This is a genomic window from Brevibacillus brevis NBRC 100599 (genome assembly GCF_000010165.1).
In the GTDB taxonomy this organism is placed as follows: domain Bacteria; phylum Bacillota; class Bacilli; order Brevibacillales; family Brevibacillaceae; genus Brevibacillus; species Brevibacillus brevis_D.
Genome location: NC_012491.1, coordinates 4,303,690 through 4,328,446 on the forward strand (window position 1 = coordinate 4,303,690; position 24,757 = coordinate 4,328,446).

The window sequence follows — 24,757 nt, forward strand, 5'->3', positions numbered from 1 at the left end:
CTACAAAAAGAAAAAAAATCCTACCTACCTTGAAGTGTTTATGAATTCCGATAATGATGAAAAGGAAAACCCGACATGGCTTCTACACCATATCGGGTATCGGTTATTGGGTAGCTTTCCATTCCAGCCAGGTTTCCTCCACCGCCCCCGTTGCGGCATCGATCTGCAAAGACTTGGTATTCGTTGTCGCTAAATAAGCCAGTTGCGGCAGTTTCGCTGAATGCGTCCCTACCCTCGGATACCAGTATGCCAAGCGTAGATTTGCTTCTTTGACATACGCGTTCTTTGCTTTCTCATCCTTGATAATACCGTCTTTACTGATGGTAGCTGGCATGGACGGCAGTTCATTTACTTGCGCAAGGACTACGTTGCCCTTCTTCGCGTCCACTTCCAGGTAGAACAATGGTCTCTTGGTAGGGATCCCGTCAATCTCAGGATGAAAGGCAAAGCTGCTAATTGGCCGCACCAGATTTTGATCTGCCCAACCCGGCAGATTTTCTACAAGACTCGTCTCCTTTACGGAGAAGGATTGTTCTTTAGACAATAAGTATTTTTTCACAAATTGTACGGCGATGTCTTTTGCCTCATCATGCGTGAGCGGCTTCTCAAGCTCCTTTTCTACGGGACCATCCAGCTTGAATTCAATGGGTGATTTTGTTTTACGGTCGAGCGTAATCCACGCGCTTTGATACGAGTTCGCATTCCATTCATGGCGATCGATGTCGCTGTTTTTGTACTTTTTGTCCTCTTTTACATTTTTGTACGTGCGTTGATTCAACCTCAAGCCAAAATCCTTTTCGAGCATCTGCTCCATTTTTTTCGTATCTCGCCAGACGCCCATGTCTGCTGTTCCTTTGATTTTCATCGTCTCATTCGTTGTTTGATACACAGACGAAACTTCTTCACCAGTCAGAGCATCTATCGTTGGCAATTGGTTAGGCACGTAAACGAGCTTGCCCGCTGACTCATCGTAGACCAATTCTAAGGATACCTTGTCTTGCCACTCCTTCATTGCCTTTTCAAGCGGTACAGCCTTGCTTGGGTCCGCTACTTCTTCTGCGGTAGGAAGCTTTCGCTTTTCTTGCTGAAAATGGACAACCTGCCCCTTTGCGTCAACCATGACCCGTGCTGTCTCTTTGTCCACCCATGTGTTGTTCAACTGTGGGTAGACACTGACAACCGCCAGATGATCCAGCTCAGATGCACGATCGTAAGAAAGCATCGCTTGTGGGGAAATAACATGGTCAACTGCTATGTAATTCCGAATAAAGTCCACAGCCTTTTGATAGGCTTCCTTTTGATTAAGTTTGGTTGTTTTGTCCCGATTCACATCATGCAGGACAAAACTGGTCATATCTCCCTTTGCATTTGTGGAGATGGTGAGCGTCGTATTCGTGGTAATGACACTCTTTCGATCCGAAAGATGAATGACATACCCCGAATTGCTTGTCCCTCCGTAAGAGTCCACATGAAGACCTTTCATGAGAGGCACGTAGTCCTCTTTCAATTCCGTTAACAAGTGGACGATGTCTTCTGGCAACTGAATAGGCTCCAGACTTGATTTGCCATCATACGCATAAGAAGACAACGGATGCAAAAGTGCCACTGGTGTCGTGACCATGCTGACTGCCAGCACAAACATGGCAGCTCTGTTTCGCTTTTTCACAGGAATACCTCCTCATTACAAGACATTACTGGTAAGACGAGCATCTTGCAAAAACGTTTCTGATTTATCTAAAAAAAGCCAACTGCTTTGTTTTGCTTAGCAGTTGGCTTTTTGTTCTATCGATTAATATCCGCGCCAGACTTTTCGTCTAAGCACGCCAGCGTACGCCCATTCCTCTTCTTCCGGCATGTCCGCTAGTGTTTGGCTCAAAGCGTTCATTTTGCTGTCGATCTGGTCCAGGTAATGGAACATGACAGCTGTAGGCGTTTTTCCAGATACAGCACTGCCCCAGCCGTTCTCTACCTCTCCATGATGACTCAAAATGCAATGCTTCAAGTGCAGAACCTCTGCGTCCCCTAAAGAAATATCTAGCTTACGGCAAATACCGCTTACCATCTCGACTCCCATGACCAAGTGACCAATTAACTGACCTGGCGTGGTGTAATCCGGAGCGATGGGATCAGATAGCTCGTACAGCTTTCCGATATCGTGCAAGATACAAGTCGCAATCAGTACATCCCTGTCTACTTGCGGATACAGTGGCAAGAGACTCTGCGCCGCCGTCAACAAAGAGACAATATGCTCGAGCAAACCGTGATAATAGTTGTGGTGCATGCGAACTCCAGCCGGATAATGGCGAAGGCGATCGTGAATCTCCTCTGTTGCCAGCGCCTCTTGAATAATGGCCTTGAGTGTGGCACTCTGCAGGCTGTCGACTGCATGGGTCAGCTTTGTCCACAGTTCGTCCACTGGAACGGGCGAGATCGGAATGAGCGACTCCATCTGAACTTCGTCTGATGCCGCAGCCGGTCTGATTCGTTGAATCACCAGTTGCTTTTTCCCACGGTACATTTGGACAGCAGCATCGATCTTCACAACAGATTTGACGTTAATCCATTCCTTCATTTCTGCATTGACATCCCACAGCTTTGCCATGATCGTACCGGAGCGATCTCCCAGCTCCAGATTCAAGTATTCACTCTGATTACTTGCTACGCCCGCTTCCTTGCTTTTAATCAGGCAAAAAGCGACAACACGCTCTCCCTCTTGATAATCCAATAAATATTTCATCTATATGTCCCATCCTAGCTTATTTTTTTCGGAACAGGGTTTCTTCCAGCTTTTTCACTATTTTCTTGCCGACTAAATCATCCGCTGATCGAACCACCTTCGTAATGACAGCCAAAAGGTCTTCTTCGCCATTCCAATGCTCACGTACAATCGATTCATCGATATCCACCAAAATCTTGCGCAAAGCATAAACAGCCAAAATAACGTCATCCACTAGTCCGAATCCGCCCACTAATGCCTCTGGAATAAAATCAATCGGGGTAATGAAGTAGGCAACCGCTACACCCGCTAACGCTTTTGATTGAACTCCTACGCGCTTGTCTAGCATAAGACGGGCCAAGAGAACAAACAAATCTGGTGCAAGCAATATAAAGTTGGCTACAGAATCATTGATTCCCTTGTCTCTAATGAACGTTTCGATTTTCTCACGCAATTTATCATAAAAACGCTGGTGTTTTTCCGGTAATACGACAGGTACCAGTTCCGTTGGCTTGCGAACCACAGGCAGTAGATTTTCGTTGCGATTTTCTTCACTCATTCTGATCCCTCCGTAATTGCTTTTTTACATTCGCCTTGTGCCTGAAATACGACCAAGCTGCGATCAATGCCAGCAAAGCGATAAAGAAAATCGCAAGGTTACGGGCAATCAAATCAAACAGCTCATCCCAACGTTCTCCTAATTGCCAGCCAAGCGTCACAAAAAGCAAACTCCAAAACAGCCCTCCCAAATAGGTATAGAGCATGAAAGTCGGAAATGGCAATCGCGTGATCCCGGCAAAATAGGCCGTAAACTGACGGACACCAGGGATGAAATAGCCAAGCGGAAGCGCCCATTTTCCGACGCGATTAAACCACTCTTCTGTTTTTTTGTAAACGGTATAGCCCATCCCTAATCGTTTCCCATATCGCTCGAGAAAAGCGTAGCCTAGCGTTCTGCCGATCCAGTATGCTGCCGTCATCGCTGTAACGGAACCGAGAAAGCAGACAAAAAAGGTAGGCCAATATTCCAATTTTCCCGTTGAAACAAGGAATCCTGAAAAAACAAGCAGCGTTTCTTCTGGCAAGGGCATCCCCAAAATTCCTAGAAAGAACAATCCAAACAAGGCGCCATACCCATATTGCGCAATATAATCACCGAAGGTTCCCATTACACCTTCCACAAATGTCACCACTTTTCCAGCAAGCTACCCTCTTCCATTATGCCAAAAGAAAGGCGCATTCACAAATAAGAGCTCATATGACAACTATTAATTTTTGCCAACTTGGAGATACTCTACAACATCAACAAAAAAAACGAATCCAGCCTCACCATTCGCCATACCCTTAGGGGATTTTACGGACAAATGACTTGGAACAAACGAGGGAAGCACGGATGTGGAAAAAAGCATATCGAAAGCTAAAATTCGAATACTACAAGGTACTGAGAATGAAAGGGGCGCCAGCTTTCGTCGCCCGCGGATTTTCGCTCGGAATCTTTATCGAGTTTATTACCCTGCCTACTTTCGGCCTCGCGTTCCTATTGCTTTTCCCACTCTGCAAGCTGTTTCGCGCCAGTTTTCCCGCTGGTTTGGTTGCGTTTGTCATCGGAAAGCTCATCTTACCGCTCTTCATTCTTTTCAATTACAATATTGGATACGTGTTGATTGGCAAACCGTTACAAGGACATTTGAACCATCACGAGTCTGGGATGCCATGGCTTGTCTGGGTGAAAGAAAAAGGACTTGTCTATTTTACAGGAAGTGCCATCATGGGGCTGATTGTCGCGTTCGCGAGCTACTTTCTCGTTTTAACTGGCCTTCAATTATATCGTCGCAAGAAATTACGGCGCTCATTACCTGAGGAAAGTCCTCCCCCTTAATTGCTCGAACGAAAAAGACCGGTCCGACATTCGCTGTCAGTCCGGTCTTTTTTGCTCGCAATGTTATGCAAAGTAGCCTTGATCGTGCAGGTACTCCATGATTTCGGCAACAGTTTTTTCTTCATTCAAGAGCTTCACGGTTACTTCCACTTGCTCTGGGGACAAACCGTTCGCTCCGAGGCTTTCCTTGATCAACACGTCGTTAGGGCGACGGAAGTACGTTTGCAACGTACGCTTCACACGTCCTTCCAGACTAGTTCTCAGCATCAATTCAGTCGTAGACATCTGTTCGACCTCTTTCCTAGAAAGATTTGCGTAACCCCTATTATCTTATAAAACCGTGGAATAATCAACCTTTCTGCAAAATAGCTTCCTTGTATAGTTGATCCCGGTTTTGTTCATGGGATGAACGAAGATGTTCATCGATCGATACGCCATCATACGTCAGTTGGGAAAACTGCTCTTCCAGTACGTCTTTCTCTACATTATTAGCGATACCCTCGAAAACAACTGCACGTGCATCCAATAAGTACTGGCGATCCCGTTCAATTCGATGCAGGATTTCCTCGCGTCCTTTTGCAGGTACTCCGTGTCCAGGAATGACTTCTTCCACTTCTCCTTGATGAACCAACCGTTCGATCTTTTCCAGACTCTCCAAATAGGCACTGCTGTCGTCGATAAACGGGAACTCCAAATTGGATAGCATGTCACCGACAACAAGCAGCTTTTGCTCCCGGAACAAGGTCGCCATCTGATCGGGTGTATGTCCTGGTACAGGCAGGAAAAAGACTTCCTGCCACTCTTGTGCATCCTCCACAAGCTTCGTGAATCTCGGCATTCCTACTTCATACGATCTGGCCACGTAATACGACCCGTCAAACTTTTTCGCCTTGTTCAGCATACCCTCGATCCGTCCATCGGTCAGGATTTCCTTTTGTGCAATAACTGTGGCGTCCGGAAATTTTCCGACTCCGACTACATGATCCCAATCACCGTGTGTCAGGACGAGAATAAGCTCTCTCCCATTCCTCTCACGCTGCACATAATCAGCAATCGCCTCTACCTCATGGGGAAAATAGGCCGGATCAAACAAGTAAATACGTTGCTCGGTTGAGACGACTGCACTTGTCGTTTGCCACAGACAACTTGTAAACAGCCTGTAGGTCTCTGCCATATTTTATATACCTGGCATGATGTTGCGCTTATGCTCAGAGATTCGATGCAGGTAATCAATACGTTCTTTGGCTTCCGGTCGAGTTTCTCCTGTAATCAGCAAACGATCCAGATCCTCATAAGTGAAGCCCATCTCCTGTTCATCCGTCTGCCCTTCCCACAAATCAGCAGAAGGCGGCTTCGTGATGATCTCTCCAGGCACCCCGAGCTCAGCAGCAAGAATTCGCATCTCATGCTTCGTCAGGCTAGCTACTGGGTTAAAGTCAGCAAGACCGTCTCCGCCTTTTGTCATATAGCCAACATGAATCTCGCTGCGGTTGCACGTATCCGCTACCAAGTATCCTTTTTGGTTAGCGATGGCATACAGCACTGTCATGCGCAAGCGAGCCTTTGTATTTCCCTTTGTTTTGTCATCAAGCCCAAGTACACCTTCGATAGCAGGAACCAAAGCGTCGTAGGCTGCCCCTACATCTACCGTGTGCAAATTCATTCCAATCGCTTCAGCAAGTTGCTTGGAATCTGTTTCATGAACGGTTTGCGAGTATGCAGGCAACCAAACGCCAATGACGCGTTCAGAGCCTAAGGCACGCACACACAGCGCTGCTGTAACGGCACTGTCAATTCCACCAGAAATACCGACGACTGCACCGCCGAGGCCATTTCCATCAATTTGCTCACGAATAAAGGCAATACGTTTTTCCACGTCTTCTTTTACATGAATCTGGTAGTTCGCCAGATGTTCTTGAAACTTGTCCACGCTACCTACCCCCAGGGTTGATTATTTCTTCCTCATCCTACCATGCCGTTTTCGGTGTGGCAATTGGCGCAGAACGGCACTACACTATATACTATAGAGAGATCTTGACTAACGAGGAGAAGGAGAGAGTCGATGATTATCCTCAAGACACCTGAAGAAATTGAACTCATGCATGCAGCAGGCAAGGTTTTGGCTGCTTGTCATCGTGAGATTGCCAAGATGATTCGTCCAGGCATTTCTACCTGGGAGATTGATCAATTCGTAGAAGAATTTTTGGCTAAAAATGGCGCGACCCCTGAGCAAAAAGGGTTTCATGGATATCCCTATGCCACATGTGGTTCAGTCAATGATGTCATCTGCCATGGCTTCCCGAAAAAAGAGCCTCTGCGTGATGGCGATATCGTCACAATCGATATGGTTGTTCGAAAAAATGGTTGGCTGGCTGACTCCGCTTGGTCTTATGAAGTGGGAACTGTGTCCCCGGAAGCGAAAAGACTGCTGGAAGTCACTGAAAAATCGCTGTATCTCGGTATTGAGCAAGCTGTCGTAGGCAATCGGATCGGTGACATTTCCCACGCCATCCAAACGTATGCGCAAGAACAAGGCTACTCCGTCGTGCGCGATTTTACCGGACATGGTATTGGTCAGGAAATGCATGAGGAGCCGTTCGTTCCTCACTTTGGCCCTCCTGGCAGAGGACAACGCCTTAAAGAAGGCATGGTTATTACCATTGAGCCCATGCTGAACATCGGGACGTACCATTCGAAGGTCGATGAAGATGGTTGGACAGCACGTACACGCGATGGGAAGCTGTCCGCTCAATACGAGCACACCCTCGCTATTACCGCGAATGGACCTGTTATCTTAACAAAACAATAAGGAAGTACGAAGAGCCCTTGCATTGTCAGGGCTTTTTCTTTTTCTCCCAATGTGCTTGGTCGCACATCCAAGTGTTGACATCCCTTCTGCCGCTCCGTATGATGCAAGTACGTTTTGTTACTACCCAGTAACAAAGTTATCCGACCAGCAACCGCTAAGCACAAGGAGGGTTCCAACCCATGTCCGATACAATCTCGTCTAAGCCACTTCGAGAGATTCCATTGTCCGTTCTCGATTTAGCACCCATTACGGAGGGTAGCAACGCTGCTGAATCGTATAAAAACAGTCTCAATCTGGCGCAACAGGTGGAAAAATGGGGCTTTACACGTTATTGGCTCGCCGAACACCACGCAATGCCCAGCGTAGCCAGCTCTGCTACTTCCGTTCTCATTGGTTACATTGCCGGCGGCACCAGCAAAATCCGTGTAGGTTCAGGCGGCATAATGCTGCCCAACCATGCTCCACTCGTGATCGCCGAGCAATTCGGGACACTGGAGTCCCTCTATCCAGGCCGGATCGACTTAGGTCTAGGACGCGCACCCGGGGCGGACCAACGAACAGCACGTGCGCTGCGCCGCGATTTGCGGATTGGTGGAGAGGATTTCCCGGAGTTATTGGAGGAGCTGCGTGAATATCTTCGTCCACGAACAAGCGAGTCGGCATCTGCCATCCGCGCTATCCCTGGCGAAGGTCTGAACATCCCGATCTGGTTGCTCGGCTCCAGCGATTTCTCAGCGCGACTAGCAGGCATGCTCGGATTGCCGTTTGCTTTTGCCGGGCATTTTTCACCGAACTTCACATTGCCTGCCCTACAGACGTATCGCCATTGTTTCCGCCCATCGGAAATGCTGGATCAGCCATATGCCATGGTTGGCGTCAACGTGATGGCAGCCGATACGGATGAGCTCGCGAATCGACTGGCCACCTCCCATTACCAGGCATTCTTAAATCTCGTCCGCGGTGATCTCAAGCCAATCCAACCACCTGTGGACAATATGGATGAGCTCTGGAGCGAATTCGAAAAACTGTCGGTCCAAGCACAGCTGCGTTCCTCCATTATTGGTAGCCCTGTCACTGTGAAAAGCAAACTACAAGAGTTGCTCGATGCTACAGGAGCAGATGAGCTCATGATTACGACGCAAATGTACCACCATGCCGATCGTGTGCGCTCTTTTGAAATTGTCTCCGACGTCTGGAAGTCCTAAATGGGGGATGGTATATGACGGAAGCAAAACGGCCTCGCGTTCCTCGTGAAAAAGCACAAGAGATCATCTTGAACGCTGCTGAAGAATTGTTTTATCAAGAAGGGATCCATGCCGTCAGTGTAGACGCTATTGTCGAGCGTGCTGGAATGAATAAGATGAGTGTCTATCGGCAGTTTTCCTCGAAAACAGACCTGATTCTCGCCTACATGACCCGTAAGCAAGACGTTTTTTGGCAAGAGTGGGAAGAGAGCATCGCCAAACATCCCAATCAGCCACGAGAGCAACTCATTCAGTTTTTTGCTGATCTGGCTGCGCGCGCGTCCAACGAGCAATTTCGCGGCTGTTGCTTTATCAATGTAGCTGTCGAGTTTCCTGATCCGGTTCATCCCGTTCGCGAGTTGGTTTGCTCCCATCAGAAACGTATCCGCGACGCTTTTTTGGAACGCACGACAGCCCTTGGCGCTGCTCATCCATGCGAGCTGGCCTATACGCTTATCTTGTTGATGGAAGGTACTTACGCGGATAGCCAGACGTACGGAACCGATAGTGCAGCGATCCGCATGGTTCCTGCCATCGTAGAAAAAGTTTTGGACCAAGCGCTTCCCAATTAAAAAAGTGGCTCCCTGCCTTCTTCTGGCAGTTGCCACTTCCTCTTTTTGTCGATCATACAGCTGTTTTAGCGCTGAGCGCTGGTCGCATACTTGTCTTGTTTCGACGTCATTGCTTCTAATTCTTTGACGTCTTGCTCCAAGTCATGGATGTCTTCTTCAATCAGTTTTTTCAGATGTTGCTTTTCCCGCAGAATTTTGCGGGTTTGCTCCAAACGCTGATTCAAATCGAACACGCCGAGATACACTGCTTTTCCCTCCCTATGTAGGTTTTCCACCTTACATGTTATGCAGCGATCGCCAGAAGTTGCTGACCATTTTTTTGTGGGATCAAAATTAGGTAAACTGGAAAGAGACTTCTTGTGGCTTTTACCTGAACGAAACGCGCGGTAATCAATAAGGCCATTCTTTCAGAGAAAGCAGATAATAACGTGGGCGGCGAGACCGAGCAAGCCGATCAAAAACATGGTACGTCTGCCGACCCAATCAGATCGGTCCGCTAATCGGCGTGTAGCTATGAGATGATTCCTGAATTTATCAGGGGTCATCTTTTTTATGTTCGATGGTCACATTTGGAATGGATATGGATTTTTCAGTTTTTCTGTTTCGACTCATTTTCCGTAACCTCACTTATTTCTCGTTAATAAATCGAAACACAAAAACCCGCTAGACAGTCACTTTTTTCAAGGTATCTGTCTAGCGGGTCACAGTTCATCTTATACATTAATAAAACATTTAATAAATGGTACTACTTTTTTATGAAACTTGACACCAAAAGCAGAATTAAACCTGGTAGGGATGTGTAGTACCACGCTTCTTTTGGAGCAATGCCCAATGGAACAACTACTCCTGAAAAAAGTAACACTATACCAAGAATTCCTATTAGTCTTTTTTTAAGAATCATTAAATTTCTCCTTTGATTCAGTATAGAGACCCAGTGCCTCACTTGCTAAATAAAATAATATTAACTTTGTTCTTTTATCAACTTTCAATTTTAAAAAAATGTTTCTCACATGAGCTCTGACTGTTGAAAGGCTTATATGCTGTGATTTAGAAATTTCAGAATCAGATAATCCCTGTCCAATCAACCGAAGTACTTCTTTTTCTCTTCTACTAAGTAGGAACAATCTTTTTACTTGTTCATCAGATATGTTAATAGGATTCTTCCAATTGCTTAAGCTGTTTGAAATAAACTTTGATAAAAGCTCAAGGAATGTTATAGCAGGAGTTGGATGTATCCACTCCTGCAAGAACATCCCAACATATCCAACAATTTGATCAAATTGATTATATATCGGACAAGCAATTGAAAGCCAGTTCTGCTTCAGGTGTGTGTTCTTTTCGGTTTTGTAAAAAACTGGTGTCCTCCGGAGCTTTGATAATGATAATGCAGTTATCCCTATCGCAGAATCAGTATACAAGTTCACGAATTGAAGATCTTGAAAATCGTCTGATACATGTGAATATTCTACAACTAAGCTCTCATCTGTAATGACAATTAGGAACGGCTTCCAATGATCTAATGAGTTTAAACTAAACAACAAGTTTTCGATATTGATATTTTTGATGAATTATATCACCTCTTCTATCATCATTTCTTCCCTTATATACATCTACTTTTCATTTTGTATTTTCTATCAAATCATCATTTACATTAATTACCTTATTATACTTTTTATGTGATTATTATCATAGAGTTTCTTGGAAAATTCAAATTATAGGAGGGATCGTTGTGTTCAAAACTATCGGCAAATATTTATCAATAATCGCCGTCTTTGCAATGCTGATTTCAATCGTTTCGGTTGAAAAAGTGTCGGCATCCTCTCCACTGATTGACCAGTATTTAAGATTTGATTCAATTGCTAGAAATAGTGATGGTTCCATAAGAGTTGATTACACAATGCTAAAGACTTGGGACAAAGATTTAGGCGGTTCAGCTACCATTCCTCTTCAAATAGGCTATAGTTGGCCATCTCAATACAGGGGCGCACTAAAAGATTACTATGTCAAAGCCAACTACTCGAAAGGTTCTCATGTCCTTACCATACCCAAACCGGGAGCTTATGTAGGTACATTGAGTGTTCAGGCAAAAGTAAATGCTAATAGATATAACGAGGTGAAGGGTGGAAAGTCAATTTTTCACTACCCTGATAGCACAAAGAGAACCAGTTATTATGAAATTTCGGGTTTTGACGCAGGCGCTTCCTTCTTTATATATTCCGCAGCTCCTGCTGTTTACTTCGAATTTTCACCTCTTGGGAAATGGGGAAAAGTTGTTGGTAGAACCTATCTCGGCTGGAGTCTTTGGGAAGGTTATAATCAATCACAAAGCATTGGATTTCCAACACCAGTTAAAGGGCATTATTATGAGACAACAAGTTGGTATTCTGACAATGGGTTAAACATACGTGTTAAAGTTTACGTTAGTAGGTCAGCGTTTAACAAAAAAGAAACACCCATTTTTGACGCGACACGCACATACAAGTTTTGATGATATGAACGATATCCAAGAAACTCTTGGCAGTCAATTTTGGCTGCCTTTTTTATTTTTATATGAGATACTGATTTCCTTGATAAAAAGGGCATAGAAGCCCTTTTTGATCAAATTTTGCTCCCCTTTTCATATCACGCTTTTTTGACACAAGTCCATTATCATTTGTTAGCTTAATACTTCTCTCCCTTGTAAGTTAAGAGACACGAACCTTCGTATGCCTAGACAGCGGCAAACTTGAACTTTTACCCTTTACTCCATGTACATTTGAAGTTTTCACCGACTATGCGTATCAATTGTTTAGTACTCAATTCTCGCTCATGATGATGAAAACGCAAAAACCCGTTAGACGGTCACTTTGTTCAAAGCATCCATCTAACGGGTCACAATTCTGCCATGGAAGTCTCTTATTTGCTTTAAAGTCCTTTGTACCTGCCCAATTCTTCGCGCAGGCGATACACTTCCTGTACCAAAGCACGCTTCTCCAGACGGTCAATTTCCTGATCCAAATCGTTCATGCGTGCATGTCCACTATATGGCCCATCATGCATCGGGAAACCGTCAGAAGCGTATGACCAATGCGGTTCTTTTGGCATGATCATCGCCATCAGCAAGTAAAGCAAAATCGGTACTCCTGTAAAAACAGTGAGAACGACAACTCCTATACGTACCAACGAAGAGTCAAAGCGCAAAAATTGCGCAATCCCACCACAAACTCCAAACAACCGTTTATCATGACGCGAACGGTATAGTCGTCTTTCCATCATTGTTTTCCACCCTCTCTACAGTATCCGCCTGCCTTGTATCTACAGGATACCCGATAGGCGATTGCGGTAAAATGGTCCGTAGAGGGATTTGTCCTCCGTCGCTGGACGGAGATCAATCATTTGACAGGTGGCTCATAAACGGGGCGGGGACGATCAAACTGTTCACCCAGAGTCGCATACGTATGGCCCGCTAATCTGCTAACGGGTGCAAACGCTGTAGCATCAATCCGTCCTGCATGATACAGCTCATCCGCTACATGTACATGCACTACTTCCCCGATAATCAAATCCGAAGTCGTCGGACTACCTAATTCCACAATCTGCTGCAGCTTGCACTCAAAATGAATGCGGGATGCACGCAGTCTTGGCACCTTGACACGAACGGATGGTGCGATTTCGAGCCCCACTGCCTCTACTTCACTGATCTCTTGCGGATAATCGGCAGAAGTCTGATTGACCGCATCCACATTGTGTACGTCTACCATATTGACCACGAATTCTCCCGTTTGGATGATGTTTCGTGCCGTATCTTTTGGGACACTTCCCGGCTTGCGCATGACGGCAACCGAAACCATCATCGGTTCAATGCTGGCGACATTAAAATAGCTGAAAGGAGCGGCATTGACGATCATTCCCTCCCCTAACGAGGTGACCCAAGCGATCGGCCTCGGGACGATACAACCGATCAAGAGCTTGTATTTTTCCTGCCGTTCAATCTCGTGAATAGCGATCTCCATTGCGTTTTTGCACCTCTTCCTATTCCTTCGGTGGCAACCAGCTTGACATGTATGCCTCATCTTCGATTTCCAACGCTTGCTTTGTAACGTGAAGCGGGTTGAATGTGTCCAGCATGACAGCTAGCTCCTGCGTTTCTTTTTTCCCAATGCTCGCCTCTACCTTGCCTGGATGCGGCCCATGAGGAATCCCCATTGGATGTAAGGTGATCGAACCCTCGTAAATACCTTTTCTGCTCATAAAATTACCATCTACGTAGTATAACACCTCGTCACTTTCTACATTACTGTGGTAGTAAGGCGCAGGGATCGCTTGCGGATGATAGTCGTACATCCGCGGAACGAACGAGCAGATGACAAAGTTTTGACCAGCAAAAGTTTGATGGACAGGTGGCGGTTGATGAATGCGCCCAGTAATCGGTTCAAAATCATGAACACTCAGTGCATAGGGATACAAATAACCGTCCCAGCCCACGACATCAAACGGATGGAAGTCAAAGAAGTAGCTGTAGACCACGGATTGGCGTTTGACGCGCACCTCGAAGTCTCCGCTTTCCACATGTGTCTCCAATTTTTCTGGCAAACGAATATCACGTTCGCAAAACGGTGAATGTTCCAACAATTGACCGTGCTCGTTGCGATAACGCTTTGGTGGCACGATCTCATTCTGGGACTCGATGACGAGGAAACGACTCTGTTCTGAAGGTACAATCCGATAGGTCGTGCCGATTGGAATGACGAGGTAGTCGCCCGGCTTGTAAGTAAGTGTGCCGAAAATCGTTTGCAGCTCTCCCTCGCCTTGATGGACAAAGACGACTTCATCCCCATCCGCATTGCGATAAAAGTAATCCATCGGCTCTGTCGGTGCGCAGACTGCCATGACGACATCGTTATTCCCTAGCATGTAGCGACGTCCAAAAATCGGGTCCCCACCTGGCTGAACATCAAACGTTTTAAAATGCTGATGCTTTAAATCAACCTGCTCCACATATTCCAAACGGACGTCTGCGTATTTGCGCGTCTCCCTCACTTGGGTAGGCGGGTTGTGGTGATACAGAATCGATTGAATCCCAGAAAAACCTTTGGTTCCCATCACTTGCTCGCGGTACAGTCCCCCATCCGCCTTGTAAAACGTCGTATGCCGCTTTTGTGGAACTTCCCCCATTCGATGATAAAAAGCCATACGTTCCTTCCTCCTTTTTTCATTCCTATTCACCAATCGTATTGCGAAGCACACCGAGGCGTTCCACCTCTAGCTCCACTACATCACCTGGCGCAAGCCAAGCATACTGCTCTGTCCCCAGCTCCAAAATGCAGCCAGTCCCTACTGTCCCCGACCCAATAACATCTCCGGGATACAAGGAGCAATCCTCCGAGGCACGGGCAATCATTTCAGCGAATGTATAGTGAATGTCTTTGAAGTTTCCTTTCGAATACTCTCTACCATTGATGCGTGCCACCATCTCCAGATCGTAGCGGCTACCCTTTTCGCCTGTGAGGCGTACATCCGCCAGCTCCTCCGGTGTAACCAGCCACGGTCCCATGGACGTTGCGAAGTCTTTACCCTTGGCAGGCCCTAAACCGACCTTGACCTCCTCCCGCTGTATATCCCGGGCGCTCCAGTCGTTTAAGATACAATATCCTGCGATGTGCTCTTCCGCTCGTTCTACTGGAATGTTTACTCCTGCTTTTCCAATCACGCAGGCAATTTCCAGCTCATAGTCCAGCCACTCGGTTGCTTTGGGTCTGCGAATATTCGCTTGCGTCCCTGTAAAAGCTGCTGCATTCGAAAAATAAAAGACGGGAAAGTGATACCATTCGGGAACCATCGGCAGTCCGCGTTTGGCTCGCGCTGTCATCACATGGGCCTCGAAGGCGTAAAAGTCACGAAAGCTGGAAGGACGTGGAAGTGGCGAACCTAGCTCGACTTGTTCCAAATCCCAGCCATCCTGTGCCTCGTGTGCCGCTTGGAGAACAGGTAACCAGTCCGCCCACTCCTCCAGCAAACCTAGCACTGTACTCGGCGCCCCCGGACAAGCATGTGCAATATCTTTGACTTTTCCTTCGTGCAAGAGCCCCGCTCGCCAAGCATCCCTTTCCCTTTCTCGATAGGAAACCAGCTTCATGAAACCCTCTCCTTCTCTTGGGCAATAAGAAAACCTATATCGATGCTTGCTCAAGGATGAGCGACCGCGTATTAGCGGAATGTTTTACGTAATATCTGGAAGAAACCCGAAGAGGTTTATGCTTTCCGATATTATAAGAAAACCCAGCTCACCCCCAAAGCAATTCCGGTGCATGACAAATAAAAAGGGAAGCCCTCTTTGTCAAAACGATCCGAAACAGGCATCAGGCGCAAGCTGGGTCTAGTCTGCTACTGAAAAAAATCTTTTCTGGATTTTCCCCCGCAGACAGCCAGCTATTCACTGTTGTGTTTCCAAAGTTTGTAACGAATTTCTTCTATCATATCGAAAACGCTTACAGCTTTCCAGAGGGAAATGACGAAATTTTTCGCTTAAGTCATTTCCTTGCACAGATAATCGGGAAAAAATTGCTGGGCTAGCTGCTCCATATCATTTGGCAGCGGCTCCTCCCAGCTCATCGCAAGACCGCTACGCGGGTGAACAAAGGATAGCCCCCATGCATGCAAAGCTTGTCTGCCGATATGCTCCCGTTCTCCCCCGTACAGATCATCTCCGGCAAGTGGGTGCCCTTCACTGCTCATATGTACGCGAATCTGATGCGTACGTCCCGTCTCCAGCTTCACCTCAACAAAACTCATTCCTTCCCCTCGGGCAAGCACACGATAATGGGTAACAGCTGTCTGCCCATCCGGCCTTACCTGTCTGGTAATAAATGAGTTTTCCGCAAGGCCAATCGGCGTATTAATTGTACCGTCGTCTGACTCCACGATTCCTTGGACGATAGCCCGATAAGTCCGCTGCAACGTCCTGATCTGCTGCATGCGGCTGAATTGTTCATGCGCCCATTGATTTTTCGCTACGATCATCAAGCCTGATGTATCCTTATCCAAACGGTTCACCGCCCGGAACTTTCTGTTCTCGCCACGCTTTTTCCAATAAGCGATCATCCCGTTTGCCAAAGTGCCACTGGGATGATTTCCTGTCGGATGAACGACCAATCCCGCTGGCTTTGCGATGACCATCAAATCTTCGTCCTCGTAACGAATGGAGAGCGGCATGTCCTCTGGAGCAACAGTCTCTTCTGCTTCTTCTTCAACCATGACTGCTATTTTATCGCCGGCTTGCAATTTTTCGTTTACAAATACGAGAACGCCATTCCGTGTAATGGAGCCTTTAAACTTGGCACGAATGAGCAAACGCCTCGATACACCATACCGCTTTTGCAGGACTTCTCGCACGGTTTGTCCTGCATCTGCCTCATCAACCGTGAAGCTAATTAATTCTTCTAGCATGTTGTCTCTCCTTTAAGTCTTCCCTCCTCCTCAGTATAGCAAAAAACGATCATGGCTGTTTGGCCATAACCGTCCGGTGTGTCTATCGGATGTTGTCTTTCACTTCGATAACAAATGCATGACCTGCATCGCCTTGCGTCCACTGACCGCGAACATCGAACAAATACCAGCCCGGCTGTTCGGGTGCCTTCCACTGATTGCCGTTTTCCACTGCTTGCTCAACTTCATTGATACCGTTCCACTGTGTTACCTTGAGCGTATTTGCAGTTGGTTGCTGGGCAAAAGTGACGGTAAGCGTTGCCCCGGGCTTTACTTGTAGGGGTGCAGGCTTATGCTCTGCGATGAGTTCCGGGGGTGCTGCCGTATCCTTGCAGACCGACTCGCTATTATAACTCCAGCAGGAAGATGAAGGTACCGTCGCTGCTGTTTTTCCGCTCCATTCAATGACTGGCTGTGGTGGTTCCGCAAGCTGTGAAGTCCCTTGCGCCGACGTTCCGTTCCCACACCCCGTCAGTAACAGTGTCGCTATTAGAATTAGTTGACCAAGTAATCCTACCTTTTTCATCCAATCACCTCAAACCTATGACGCGAGAAAAAGGGGATTCGTTTCATCCGACTTGACTCAGTCAATCATTGCCCTATGATTGCCAAACACTCGTTGGAATCGAAAAAGAAGTAGAGACCTCTTTTAAATAATCATCGAGCTGTTCTACCGGATTCTCGATCGGTTTACCATGGCATACTTCCAAATGGCGCGGGCGCAATTGGCGGATGATCAAACTGCTTTTAAGTGCTTGAGCCATATCCGCCGTAAACATCGGCATGGGACGGTGCAATCTGCCTTGTTTGGAAGTAAACAAATCTCCAGCCAAAAGCACTCCATCCTGTTCGTGATAATACACCACATGCCCCGGAGAATGACCAGGTGTCAAATAAGGTTGCAGTCCACCAATTGGAGCTACATTCCCTTCGGCATCCTCTGGCAAAGGCTGAGCCAAGCCAGGCTGGACGTTTACTTCCAGCTTTTTACGACGAGGATACAGCTCTTTTCCTTCCATATACGGAATCTCGATTCGATGGGCATAAACTGGTACGGATTCTGCTTCCGCGATTTTTTTTACGGCTCCAACATGATCCGAATGACCATGCGTCAGCAAAATTCGTTTGAGTGGTCCTGCATTCAGCTGCTTGATAAAGGCCATAATCCGCTTCGTCATAAATGGCATTCCCGCGTCGATCAGCGTAACACCATCCTCCTCCCTGACAATCCAGACCCGCAAAGGAATCAACAACCACGCTTTGATACACCAAATGTTCGCTGAGATTTGCTCTACTCTAATCATTCTCTCGTCACTCCCTGTTCATTATTTTTTGACTTCCTGCGAGAAAAACATCTACGGATAGTGCGAATGTAGGGGCTAGCCTTTCCATCAAGCTGTCCAATGGTTCTTCGGAATGTGTATACGTACCGACGATGCCATGCAGCGTGTAGAAGTAAATCCGTGCATGGGCAAGCGCTTTTTCTTCCTCGATGTCACTTGGCAAGCATCGCCTTACAGCCTGCCTCAACAAATCAAACAATTGATTGCGCAGCGTTTGCAATTCTTTATCCGGTTCCGCTACATCGATCCGAGTGGCTTTGATCATGAAGAACAAGGTATACATCGTTCGATTGCGCATGCAAAAGTGGATGAACTGACTGCTGATTTCACGCAAATTCTCTTCTGGTGTTCTTCCCTGTTTGGACAGTGTTTCTTCCATTTGTAGAGTCAAGCCTTGCAAAGGTTCCTTGGACAGATGATGAAGCAGTGCTTCTTTGTCCTTGAAATAAATATAGAGGGTTGTATGAGAACAGCCGGCTGCTTTGGCGATTTCTCTGATGGATACTGTATCAAAGCCTCGGGTAGCGAAAAGGTCTGCTGCCGCCGTCAAAATCGCCCGTTTCGTTTCTTCTGAGCGTATTTCTTGTTTGCTTGCCATGCGTGATATTCAACTCCTTACTTTTCGAAAAATTTATAACCGTTGGTTAGTAACCGTTGGTTATAATATAACCACTGGTTACTAAAACCGTCAAGATTATTTTTCCACTTGCTGCAAATAAAAAAAGCCCCCTTTTCGCCACTTGGACAAAAAGGGAGCTTCCTTATGAAAAATGCTTACTTCGCAGCTTGTGCTGCAGCAATCGCCGCTTCGTAGTTTGGATGCTCACCAGCAGCAGCCACATACTCAGCGTGTACAACCTTGTCGTTTGCATCGATTACGAATACAGCGCGAGACAAGAGACGGAATTCTTTGATCGCTACGCCATAAGCTGTACCGAAGCTCAGGTCTTTGTGGTCAGATACGGTTTTCACCTTGTCGATGCCAGCAGCACCGCACCAGCGGTTTTGCGCGAATGGCAGGTCAACGGAAACAGTCAGTACAGTAACGCCTTCCAATTTCGCAGCCTCTTCGTTGAAACGACGAGTTTGTGCATCGCACACGCCAGTGTCAATAGAAGGGATTACGGAGATGATGCGAACAGTGCCCTTGGAGTCTTCCAAAGTTACAGGGGACAGATCGCCACCTACTACAGTAAAGTTAGGAGCAGTATCTCCTACTTTGATTTCAGGACCGAGCAGTGTTACAGGACCACCTTTGAATACAAATGCGCCTTGACGCTCAACAGCAGTTGTCATGATTTCTTCCTCCTCACCAAATCTTTCAGTATGTACCTCAATTATCATACCCTATCATTCACTTTTTTTCACTATGCCAATAGTAGAAATTACAGATTCACTTGCACTTTTCCACTTCGCTTGGCTTGTACCACGGCGATTCGCTTCACTTCATGCTCATACTCCCAATCCGTTTTCGCATTCAGCTCATGACAGCGCATCAGCGCGTGATAGAGAGCAAAAGCGAAGGTAACCTGCTTCATTTCGTACCGTGTTCCATGTGCTTTCGGCAATGCCGTATTGATAATCTCAATTTGATACGTGGCTTTTTCCCGCTTGTCCCTGACTGGCACGATATACCCCATACGCTTTAAGACATGACCGTAATCGAATTCCCCTTCATCGTCAAAATCAAAGGTGTCGTCCGATGTTGCCAAATACTCCAGCAAGGTCCCCATATCCAGCGTTTCGAAGCAAGCAGGCTGTGGCATGGACAAAACTGAGCCGTCATTGTTTACAAAATAAATATGGTCACGATAATGAAAGATCAGTTCATCTTCTGGAACTTCGTCGGGAAACATCCAGTAATTTTGCGGAATCAGGTAACGCCAGATTTGTGCAGGTTCACAATGGAGTAATTCCATGGCAGGGCTCCCTCCTTTTCCCTACCAGTTTTGGCAAAACTAGCACTAGCTATTCGTCAGCTCCTGCATGTAGCGTCGCCAATTCCCATGCGAAATGTGCACCCCTGTTTGCTTGACCAGGTCTTGATCCAAATAACGATAAACATAGACGCTTACGACCTGACCTGTTCCTTCCATAGTCGCTGGCACGATGATCCGTTCGTATTCATTGCGCGGATCACTCTCGCCATAGTACGTCTCCAGCTCGTCCAGTCCAGCTAGTGCTTGCTCGTACACGTCAGGGGCAAACATGACGATCTCCCCCACGACCTCCTGCTCTCCTTTCAGCAATCCCGGATAGCCTGCCGGCAAATGATAAATCTCACCCTGAATCGTCGCAGGTGTTGACTCATGCTTATACGGTTTCACGTAAATCCGATGATTCCCAAAACCAGCTAAAAGCGTGCCGTACACAAATACAGGCAGCTTATCGTTTACATTGTTCACCTTCATCCATCCTCCTGTGATCGAAAAAAGTGTGTCTTGTGTCGAGAAAATTTTGTATATTTGTTCTATATATAATTTTACATACGTCTTTTTTCCGAGACGTTAGGGGGAGAGAATAATGAAAAAGAGAAAAATCAATCGCCTACTGGTAGCAAACCGCGGTGAGATCGCCATTCGGATCTTTCGTGCGGCAACGGAGCTCGGCATACGTACGGTAGCCGTCTACTCCGAGCAGGACAACGTTTCTATCCATCGCTTCAAGGCTGACGAGTCTTACTTGGTCGGAGCGGGAAAAGGGCCTATTGAGGCTTACCTTGATATCGAAAGTATCATCGAAATTGCCAAGCGCAACGATATCGATGCCATTCACCCGGGCTACGGATTTCTTGCTGAAAATGCTGATTTTGCAAAGCGCTGCCAAGAGGAAGGCATTATTTTCATTGGACCATCCCCTGAGCTGATCGACAAATTCGGGGACAAGGTAGAAGCCCGTCGTCTTGCGATTGAAGCGGGAATCCCAGTCATTCCAGGCACTCCGGAGCCAATCGAAACACTCCAAGAGGCGCTTCTCTTTGCCAAAGAATACGGCTACCCCATCATTATTAAAGGCGTATCTGGTGGCGGAGGCCGTGGCATGCGTATCGTCCGCAGTCAGGAGGAATTACAAGATTCGTTAGATCGTGCCCGTTCCGAGGCCCGCTCTTCCTTCGGCAATGCCAAGGTGTATTTGGAGCGATACTTGGAACAGCCCAAACACATCGAGGTCCAAATTCTCGGTGACAACCACGGAAACATCGTCCATCTGTATGAGCGCGATTGCTCTGTTCAACGGCGCCATCAAAAAGTGGTCGAAGTAGCACCGAGCCTATCGTTGGATGACAAGCTGCGTGAAGATATTTGCCAGGCTGCTCTCACTCTCATGAAAAAAGCCGGTTATTCGAACGCAGGGACTGTCGAGTTTTTGTTAACGCCGGACAAGCGTTTTTATTTTATAGAAGTCAACCCACGCATTCAGGTAGAGCATACCATCACGGAGCTCATCACTGGCATCGACATTGTTCAGTCGCAGATTCGCGTAGCCGAGGGCCATCCCCTCTCCGATGAGGAGATTGGCATCCGATCCCAGAGTGATATCCAGATGAGTGGTTTTGCCATCCAATGCCGCGTCACGACAGAAGACGCTGAAAACAACTTCCTGCCAGATGCCGGTCGCTTGTCCGCCTGGCGTTCCGGTGGAGGCTTCGGCGTAAGGCTGGATGGAGGCAATGGTTATCCGGGCGCGATCATCACACCGTTCTATGACTCGCTACTGGTCAAAATCTCCACGTATGGCACGAGCTTCGATCAAGCGGCTCGCAAAATGCTGCGAACTTTGCGTGAGTTCCGGATTCGTGGTGTGAAAACGAACCTGCCGTTTTTGGAAAATGTCGTGACACATCCTGATTTTTTGAGTGGCAACTACGATACGTCGTTTATTGACACCAAACCAGAGCTATTCATCTTCCCTGGCCGTCAAGACCGGGGTACCAAATTACTATCTTATATCGGAGATACGATTGTCAACGGATATCCCGGTCTCCAGAAATCGGAGAAAAAGCCGCACTTCGACTCGCCTCGCATCCCGCGGACACCATTTACCCAGCCATATCCGGACGGCACCAAGCAAATTCTGGACAAAGAAGGTGCCGACGGTCTGGTACGCTGGATTCAGGCGCAGAAACAGGTGCTCGTCACGGACACGACATTCCGCGATGCCCACCAGTCTTTGTTTGCAACGCGTGTGCGCACCTACGATCTCGCCTCCATTGCAGAGGCGACAGGCAAGCTCGGTTCTGGCCTTTTCTCGCTGGAGATGTGGGGCGGTGCCACTTTTGACACGACCATGCGCTTTTTGCAGGAATCTCCCTGGGAGCGGCTACAAATTCTCCGCCAGCGCATACCGAATGTCCTGTTCCAAATGCTCTTGCGCGGAGCAAATGGCGTAGGCTACACCAACTACCCGGATAATGTGATTCACTCCTTCGTCAAAGCATCTGCCGAAAATGGCATTGATGTCTTCCGGATCTTTGACAGCCTGAACTGGCTTCCTGGAATGCAAACAGCCATTGAAGCCGTTCGTGAATCTGGCAAGGTAGCCGAAGCAGCGATTTGCTACACCGGAGATATTCTCGACCCGACCAAGACCAAGTACAGCTTGGCCTACTATGTCAATCTGGCAAAAGAATTGGAAAAAGCAGGTGCCCATATTCTCGCGATCAAGGATATGGCCGGTCTTTTGAAGCCGTATGCTGCTTATTCGCTCGTCTCTGCCTTAAAACAAGAAATCAGCATTCCGATCCATCTGCACACTCACGATACGTCTGGAAACGCTGGAGCCATGCTTCTGAAAGCGATCGAAGCAGGCGTGGATATCGTCGATGCTTGCGTCAGCTCCATGTCTGGACTCACTTCCCAGCCAAGCTTGAACGGGTTGATCGCAACCCTTGCCCATACGGAGCGTGAGACGGGCTTATCTCTTGAATCGTTCAACAAGCTGTCTGATTACTGGGAAGATGTACGTCCGTACTACCAAGGCTTTGAAAGCGGCATGAAGGCGAGCAACACGGAGGTATACGTTCACGAAATGCCAGGCGGACAATATACCAATCTGGAGCAGCAAGCCAAAGCCGTTGGTCTGGAAGGCCGTTGGGACGAAGTAAAGCAGATGTATGCTGTGGTCAATCAAATGTGTGGTGACATCGTAAAAGTGACCCCTTCTTCCAAGGTCGTCGGGGATATGGCGCTGTTCATGGTCCAAAACAACTTGAATGAAGAAAACATTTGGGAGAAAGGAACACGCCTCGACTTTCCGGATTCCGTCATTCAATTTTTCCAAGGGTATCTTGGCCAACCGCCAGGCGGATTCCCGAAGGAGCTACAGGAACTCGTGCTAAAAGGCCGCGATGCCTTTACTACACGTCCTGGCGAATTGCTCGCACCCATTGACTTTACGCAAGTTGCTGCTGAGCTGGAAGCCAAAATCGGACGTGAGCCCAGTCATTTAGACATCCTGTCCTATATCATGTATCCGCAGGTTTATTTGCAATTTGAACAACGCCTGAAGGAATACGGCGACCTGTCCGTTTTGGATACAGGAACGTTTTTCTACGGATTGCGTCCAGGTGAAGAAACTGCCATTACGATCGAGCGCGGTAAAACACTGATTATCAAGCTGGTCGCAGTCGGCGAGCTTCATCCAGATGGCCGTCGCATCATCTATTTTGAATTGAACGGACAGCCACGTGAACTCTTCATCCGTGACCAATCCGCAAAAGTCTCTGAACTGATCCGCCGAAAAGCAGAAGCACAAAACCCTGCCCACCTCGGTGCCTCTATGCCAGGAAAAGTGCTCAAGGTGCTTGTAGCAGAAGGTGACAAGGTGCGTAAAGGCGAGCATCTTTTGGTGAGTGAAGCGATGAAAATGGAGACGACGATTCAGGCCCCACTCGACGGAAAAATTAAAGCCGTCTATGTGAAAGCAGGTGAAGCCATTCAAACTGGTGATCTGCTCATTGAAATGGAGTAGGCATCGTCTATAATAGGAGATAGTAAATTGTCCCTGGGGATTCATTCCATTTGCTTGTGAGGAGGTGACCGACATGAAAACGAATCGAGTCAGCCATGTTCCATTTACGCAGCGGGTAGGCCGCTATCATTCCCATATGCTTCAGGCAAAATTAAGCACGCCAGTGAATCCGATTCTCAGTTTTAATTTGCAGCCGTATTACACTCGCCAGCAGCAATGGACAACGGAGCTGTCTGATTCCTTATCGCGTCTGTACCGGTTTTCCTCAGATTTGGAGAAGAGTGCTCGCGAATTTATTGCTGCGGGAAAAGATGACGAGGCTGGAACTGACATTGAGCGATTACAGGAGCACACACACTCGCTAGTAAGTAAATACAATCGTCTGCAGCTGTTGCTTGCCGAAAAAGCAAATACGTTAACGACGCAAAAGCTGGATGCATTCGCTCAAGTCGCAAAAGACGAAGAGGAAAAACTCCAAACGTTTGGAATCAAGCTGTTACCAGATGGACAATTGGAAATGGACGATGAGAAATGGCTGGAGGCCGTACAGACCAGCGATGTGGACTATACAACTACAATGGAGCGTGTAGCCCAAGCATTCAGAGCAAGTACATTGGGATTGCAAAGCAAACCCCTTGGCTCCTTTTCACGTTACTACGAAGAAGCGATGGCCCTCCATCCTTATATCGCCTCATCCAGCTCTAGCCTTCATTATCAACATGCTGCGAAGACAGGCTTGTATGTAAACGAACGCTGGTAA

Annotated in this window: 27 protein-coding genes; 7 read left to right on the forward strand and 20 right to left on the reverse strand. The window is 47.3% G+C overall.

The window, feature by feature from the left end:
• Positions 1-103 precede the first annotated feature (103 nt).
• From BBR47_RS20360 to BBR47_RS20375, 4 genes are all read right to left on the reverse strand, one after another.
• Complete coding sequence (locus BBR47_RS20360; protein WP_041749547.1) at positions 104-1,666, reverse strand: YcdB/YcdC domain-containing protein; 1,563 nt, start codon at positions 1,664-1,666, stop codon at positions 104-106.
• A gap of 123 nt (positions 1,667-1,789) precedes the next feature.
• Positions 1,790-2,737, reverse strand: a complete 948-nt coding sequence (locus BBR47_RS20365; RefSeq protein ID WP_015892321.1) for a 3'-5' exoribonuclease YhaM family protein — start codon at positions 2,735-2,737, stop codon at positions 1,790-1,792.
• A gap of 19 nt (positions 2,738-2,756) precedes the next feature.
• A complete protein-coding gene (locus BBR47_RS20370; RefSeq protein WP_015892322.1) occupies positions 2,757-3,275 on the reverse strand; it encodes a YkvA family protein in 519 nt (172 codons plus the stop codon).
• Positions 3,268-3,897 (reverse strand): DedA family protein, encoded by a 630-nt coding sequence (locus BBR47_RS20375; RefSeq protein WP_142497675.1) that lies wholly within the window; start codon positions 3,895-3,897, stop codon positions 3,268-3,270. Before BBR47_RS20375 ends, BBR47_RS20370 begins: the two co-directional genes overlap by 8 nt.
• A 212-nt stretch (positions 3,898-4,109) precedes the next feature.
• On the opposite strand from BBR47_RS20375, the gene BBR47_RS20380 reads away from it, so the two are divergent.
• Positions 4,110-4,595 carry a DUF2062 domain-containing protein gene (locus BBR47_RS20380; protein WP_041749548.1) on the forward strand — a complete coding sequence of 162 codons (486 nt, stop codon included), beginning with the start codon at positions 4,110-4,112 and terminating at the stop codon, positions 4,593-4,595.
• Positions 4,596-4,658: 63 nt separating this feature from the next.
• Here BBR47_RS20380 and BBR47_RS20385 read toward each other — a convergent pair whose 3' ends face one another.
• The 3 genes from BBR47_RS20385 to nadE all read right to left on the reverse strand — a co-directional run bounded on the left by BBR47_RS20385 (position 4,659) and on the right by nadE (position 6,525).
• Positions 4,659-4,880 (reverse strand): hypothetical protein, encoded by a 222-nt coding sequence (locus BBR47_RS20385; RefSeq protein WP_015892325.1) that lies wholly within the window; start codon positions 4,878-4,880, stop codon positions 4,659-4,661.
• Positions 4,881-4,944: 64 nt separating this feature from the next.
• Positions 4,945-5,769, reverse strand: coding sequence for an MBL fold metallo-hydrolase (locus BBR47_RS20390; RefSeq protein WP_015892326.1), 825 nt, complete (start codon positions 5,767-5,769; stop codon positions 4,945-4,947).
• 3 nt (positions 5,770-5,772) lie between these two features.
• Positions 5,773-6,525 (reverse strand): NAD(+) synthase, encoded by a 753-nt coding sequence (gene nadE / locus BBR47_RS20395; protein WP_015892327.1) that lies wholly within the window; start codon positions 6,523-6,525, stop codon positions 5,773-5,775.
• 132 nt (positions 6,526-6,657) lie between these two features.
• Between nadE and map the strand changes: the two genes are divergently transcribed.
• From map to BBR47_RS20410, 3 genes are all read left to right on the forward strand, one after another.
• Complete coding sequence (gene map / locus BBR47_RS20400) at positions 6,658-7,404, forward strand: type I methionyl aminopeptidase (RefSeq protein ID WP_015892328.1); 747 nt, start codon at positions 6,658-6,660, stop codon at positions 7,402-7,404.
• 179 nt (positions 7,405-7,583) lie between these two features.
• Complete coding sequence (locus BBR47_RS20405; RefSeq protein WP_015892329.1) at positions 7,584-8,609, forward strand: LLM class flavin-dependent oxidoreductase; 1,026 nt, start codon at positions 7,584-7,586, stop codon at positions 8,607-8,609.
• A gap of 14 nt (positions 8,610-8,623) precedes the next feature.
• On the forward strand, positions 8,624-9,220 hold the full coding sequence (locus tag BBR47_RS20410; protein ID WP_015892330.1) for a TetR/AcrR family transcriptional regulator: 597 nt from the start codon (positions 8,624-8,626) through the stop codon (positions 9,218-9,220).
• Between the two features lie 65 nt (positions 9,221-9,285).
• On the opposite strand, the gene BBR47_RS20415 is transcribed toward BBR47_RS20410, so the two are convergent.
• Positions 9,286-9,465, reverse strand: coding sequence for a hypothetical protein (locus BBR47_RS20415; RefSeq protein WP_015892331.1), 180 nt, complete (start codon positions 9,463-9,465; stop codon positions 9,286-9,288).
• A gap of 645 nt (positions 9,466-10,110) precedes the next feature.
• Positions 10,111-10,644 carry a response regulator transcription factor gene (locus tag BBR47_RS29810; RefSeq protein WP_155801103.1) on the reverse strand — a complete coding sequence of 178 codons (534 nt, stop codon included), beginning with the start codon at positions 10,642-10,644 and terminating at the stop codon, positions 10,111-10,113.
• A gap of 305 nt (positions 10,645-10,949) precedes the next feature.
• Between BBR47_RS29810 and BBR47_RS20425 the strand changes: the two genes are divergently transcribed.
• On the forward strand, positions 10,950-11,708 hold the full coding sequence (locus BBR47_RS20425; protein WP_015892332.1) for a hypothetical protein: 759 nt from the start codon (positions 10,950-10,952) through the stop codon (positions 11,706-11,708).
• Positions 11,709-12,124: 416 nt separating this feature from the next.
• On the opposite strand, the gene BBR47_RS20430 is transcribed toward BBR47_RS20425, so the two are convergent.
• From BBR47_RS20430 to BBR47_RS20480, 11 genes are all read right to left on the reverse strand, one after another.
• Complete coding sequence (locus BBR47_RS20430; RefSeq protein WP_041749549.1) at positions 12,125-12,475, reverse strand: PspC domain-containing protein; 351 nt, start codon at positions 12,473-12,475, stop codon at positions 12,125-12,127.
• 116 nt (positions 12,476-12,591) lie between these two features.
• Positions 12,592-13,212: a flavin reductase family protein gene (locus BBR47_RS20435; protein ID WP_015892334.1), complete on the reverse strand. Its 621-nt coding sequence runs from the start codon at positions 13,210-13,212 to the stop codon at positions 12,592-12,594.
• A 19-nt stretch (positions 13,213-13,231) separates the two neighbouring features.
• Entirely contained in the window at positions 13,232-14,392 is a 1,161-nt protein-coding gene (locus BBR47_RS20440) for a homogentisate 1,2-dioxygenase (protein WP_015892335.1), read from the reverse strand.
• Between the two features lie 25 nt (positions 14,393-14,417).
• Entirely contained in the window at positions 14,418-15,335 is a 918-nt protein-coding gene (locus BBR47_RS20445; RefSeq protein ID WP_015892336.1) for a fumarylacetoacetate hydrolase family protein, read from the reverse strand.
• Positions 15,336-15,724: 389 nt separating this feature from the next.
• The gene (locus BBR47_RS20450; RefSeq protein ID WP_015892338.1) at positions 15,725-16,645 is read right to left on the reverse strand and encodes an RluA family pseudouridine synthase; all 921 of its coding nucleotides are present in this window, start codon (positions 16,643-16,645) and stop codon (positions 15,725-15,727) included.
• A gap of 82 nt (positions 16,646-16,727) precedes the next feature.
• On the reverse strand, positions 16,728-17,210 hold the full coding sequence (locus BBR47_RS20455; protein WP_015892339.1) for a hypothetical protein: 483 nt from the start codon (positions 17,208-17,210) through the stop codon (positions 16,728-16,730).
• 73 nt (positions 17,211-17,283) lie between these two features.
• Positions 17,284-17,988, reverse strand: coding sequence for an MBL fold metallo-hydrolase (locus tag BBR47_RS20460; protein ID WP_015892340.1), 705 nt, complete (start codon positions 17,986-17,988; stop codon positions 17,284-17,286).
• 7 nt (positions 17,989-17,995) lie between these two features.
• Positions 17,996-18,625 (reverse strand): TetR/AcrR family transcriptional regulator, encoded by a 630-nt coding sequence (locus BBR47_RS20465; protein WP_015892341.1) that lies wholly within the window; start codon positions 18,623-18,625, stop codon positions 17,996-17,998.
• 176 nt (positions 18,626-18,801) lie between these two features.
• Positions 18,802-19,323, reverse strand: a complete 522-nt coding sequence (gene tpx / locus BBR47_RS20470; protein WP_015892342.1) for a thiol peroxidase — start codon at positions 19,321-19,323, stop codon at positions 18,802-18,804.
• A gap of 89 nt (positions 19,324-19,412) precedes the next feature.
• Positions 19,413-19,946, reverse strand: coding sequence for a hypothetical protein (locus BBR47_RS20475; protein WP_015892343.1), 534 nt, complete (start codon positions 19,944-19,946; stop codon positions 19,413-19,415).
• 45 nt (positions 19,947-19,991) lie between these two features.
• Positions 19,992-20,438 (reverse strand): gamma-glutamylcyclotransferase family protein, encoded by a 447-nt coding sequence (locus tag BBR47_RS20480; protein WP_015892344.1) that lies wholly within the window; start codon positions 20,436-20,438, stop codon positions 19,992-19,994.
• 112 nt (positions 20,439-20,550) lie between these two features.
• On the opposite strand from BBR47_RS20480, the gene BBR47_RS20485 reads away from it, so the two are divergent.
• Positions 20,551-23,997: a pyruvate carboxylase gene (locus BBR47_RS20485; RefSeq protein WP_015892345.1), complete on the forward strand. Its 3,447-nt coding sequence runs from the start codon at positions 20,551-20,553 to the stop codon at positions 23,995-23,997.
• A 73-nt stretch (positions 23,998-24,070) separates the two neighbouring features.
• Complete coding sequence (locus BBR47_RS20490) at positions 24,071-24,757, forward strand: hypothetical protein (RefSeq protein ID WP_015892346.1); 687 nt, start codon at positions 24,071-24,073, stop codon at positions 24,755-24,757.

Coding starts and splice junctions, on each gene's coding strand:
- BBR47_RS20485 (WP_015892345.1), top strand. CDS start 20,551: ATGAAAAAGAGAAAAATCAATCGCCTACTGGTAGCAAACCGCGGTGAG.
- BBR47_RS20380 (WP_041749548.1), top strand. CDS start 4,110: ATGTGGAAAAAAGCATATCGAAAGCTAAAATTCGAATACTACAAGGTA.
- BBR47_RS20435 (WP_015892334.1), bottom strand. CDS start 13,212: ATGGAGATCGCTATTCACGAGATTGAACGGCAGGAAAAATACAAGCTC.
- BBR47_RS20480 (WP_015892344.1), bottom strand. CDS start 20,438: ATGAAGGTGAACAATGTAAACGATAAGCTGCCTGTATTTGTGTACGGC.
- BBR47_RS20390 (WP_015892326.1), bottom strand. CDS start 5,769: ATGGCAGAGACCTACAGGCTGTTTACAAGTTGTCTGTGGCAAACGACA.
- map (WP_015892328.1), top strand. CDS start 6,658: ATGATTATCCTCAAGACACCTGAAGAAATTGAACTCATGCATGCAGCA.
- BBR47_RS20475 (WP_015892343.1), bottom strand. CDS start 19,946: ATGGAATTACTCCATTGTGAACCTGCACAAATCTGGCGTTACCTGATT.
- BBR47_RS20365 (WP_015892321.1), bottom strand. CDS start 2,737: ATGAAATATTTATTGGATTATCAAGAGGGAGAGCGTGTTGTCGCTTTT.
- BBR47_RS20385 (WP_015892325.1), bottom strand. CDS start 4,880: ATGTCTACGACTGAATTGATGCTGAGAACTAGTCTGGAAGGACGTGTG.
- BBR47_RS20490 (WP_015892346.1), top strand. CDS start 24,071: ATGAAAACGAATCGAGTCAGCCATGTTCCATTTACGCAGCGGGTAGGC.
- BBR47_RS20370 (WP_015892322.1), bottom strand. CDS start 3,275: ATGAGTGAAGAAAATCGCAACGAAAATCTACTGCCTGTGGTTCGCAAG.
- BBR47_RS20440 (WP_015892335.1), bottom strand. CDS start 14,392: ATGGCTTTTTATCATCGAATGGGGGAAGTTCCACAAAAGCGGCATACG.
- BBR47_RS20460 (WP_015892340.1), bottom strand. CDS start 17,988: ATGATTAGAGTAGAGCAAATCTCAGCGAACATTTGGTGTATCAAAGCG.
- BBR47_RS20455 (WP_015892339.1), bottom strand. CDS start 17,210: ATGAAAAAGGTAGGATTACTTGGTCAACTAATTCTAATAGCGACACTG.
- BBR47_RS20450 (WP_015892338.1), bottom strand. CDS start 16,645: ATGCTAGAAGAATTAATTAGCTTCACGGTTGATGAGGCAGATGCAGGA.
- BBR47_RS20465 (WP_015892341.1), bottom strand. CDS start 18,625: ATGGCAAGCAAACAAGAAATACGCTCAGAAGAAACGAAACGGGCGATT.
- tpx (WP_015892342.1), bottom strand. CDS start 19,323: ATGACAACTGCTGTTGAGCGTCAAGGCGCATTTGTATTCAAAGGTGGT.
- BBR47_RS20405 (WP_015892329.1), top strand. CDS start 7,584: ATGTCCGATACAATCTCGTCTAAGCCACTTCGAGAGATTCCATTGTCC.
- BBR47_RS20430 (WP_041749549.1), bottom strand. CDS start 12,475: ATGATGGAAAGACGACTATACCGTTCGCGTCATGATAAACGGTTGTTT.
- BBR47_RS20445 (WP_015892336.1), bottom strand. CDS start 15,335: ATGAAGCTGGTTTCCTATCGAGAAAGGGAAAGGGATGCTTGGCGAGCG.
- BBR47_RS20410 (WP_015892330.1), top strand. CDS start 8,624: ATGACGGAAGCAAAACGGCCTCGCGTTCCTCGTGAAAAAGCACAAGAG.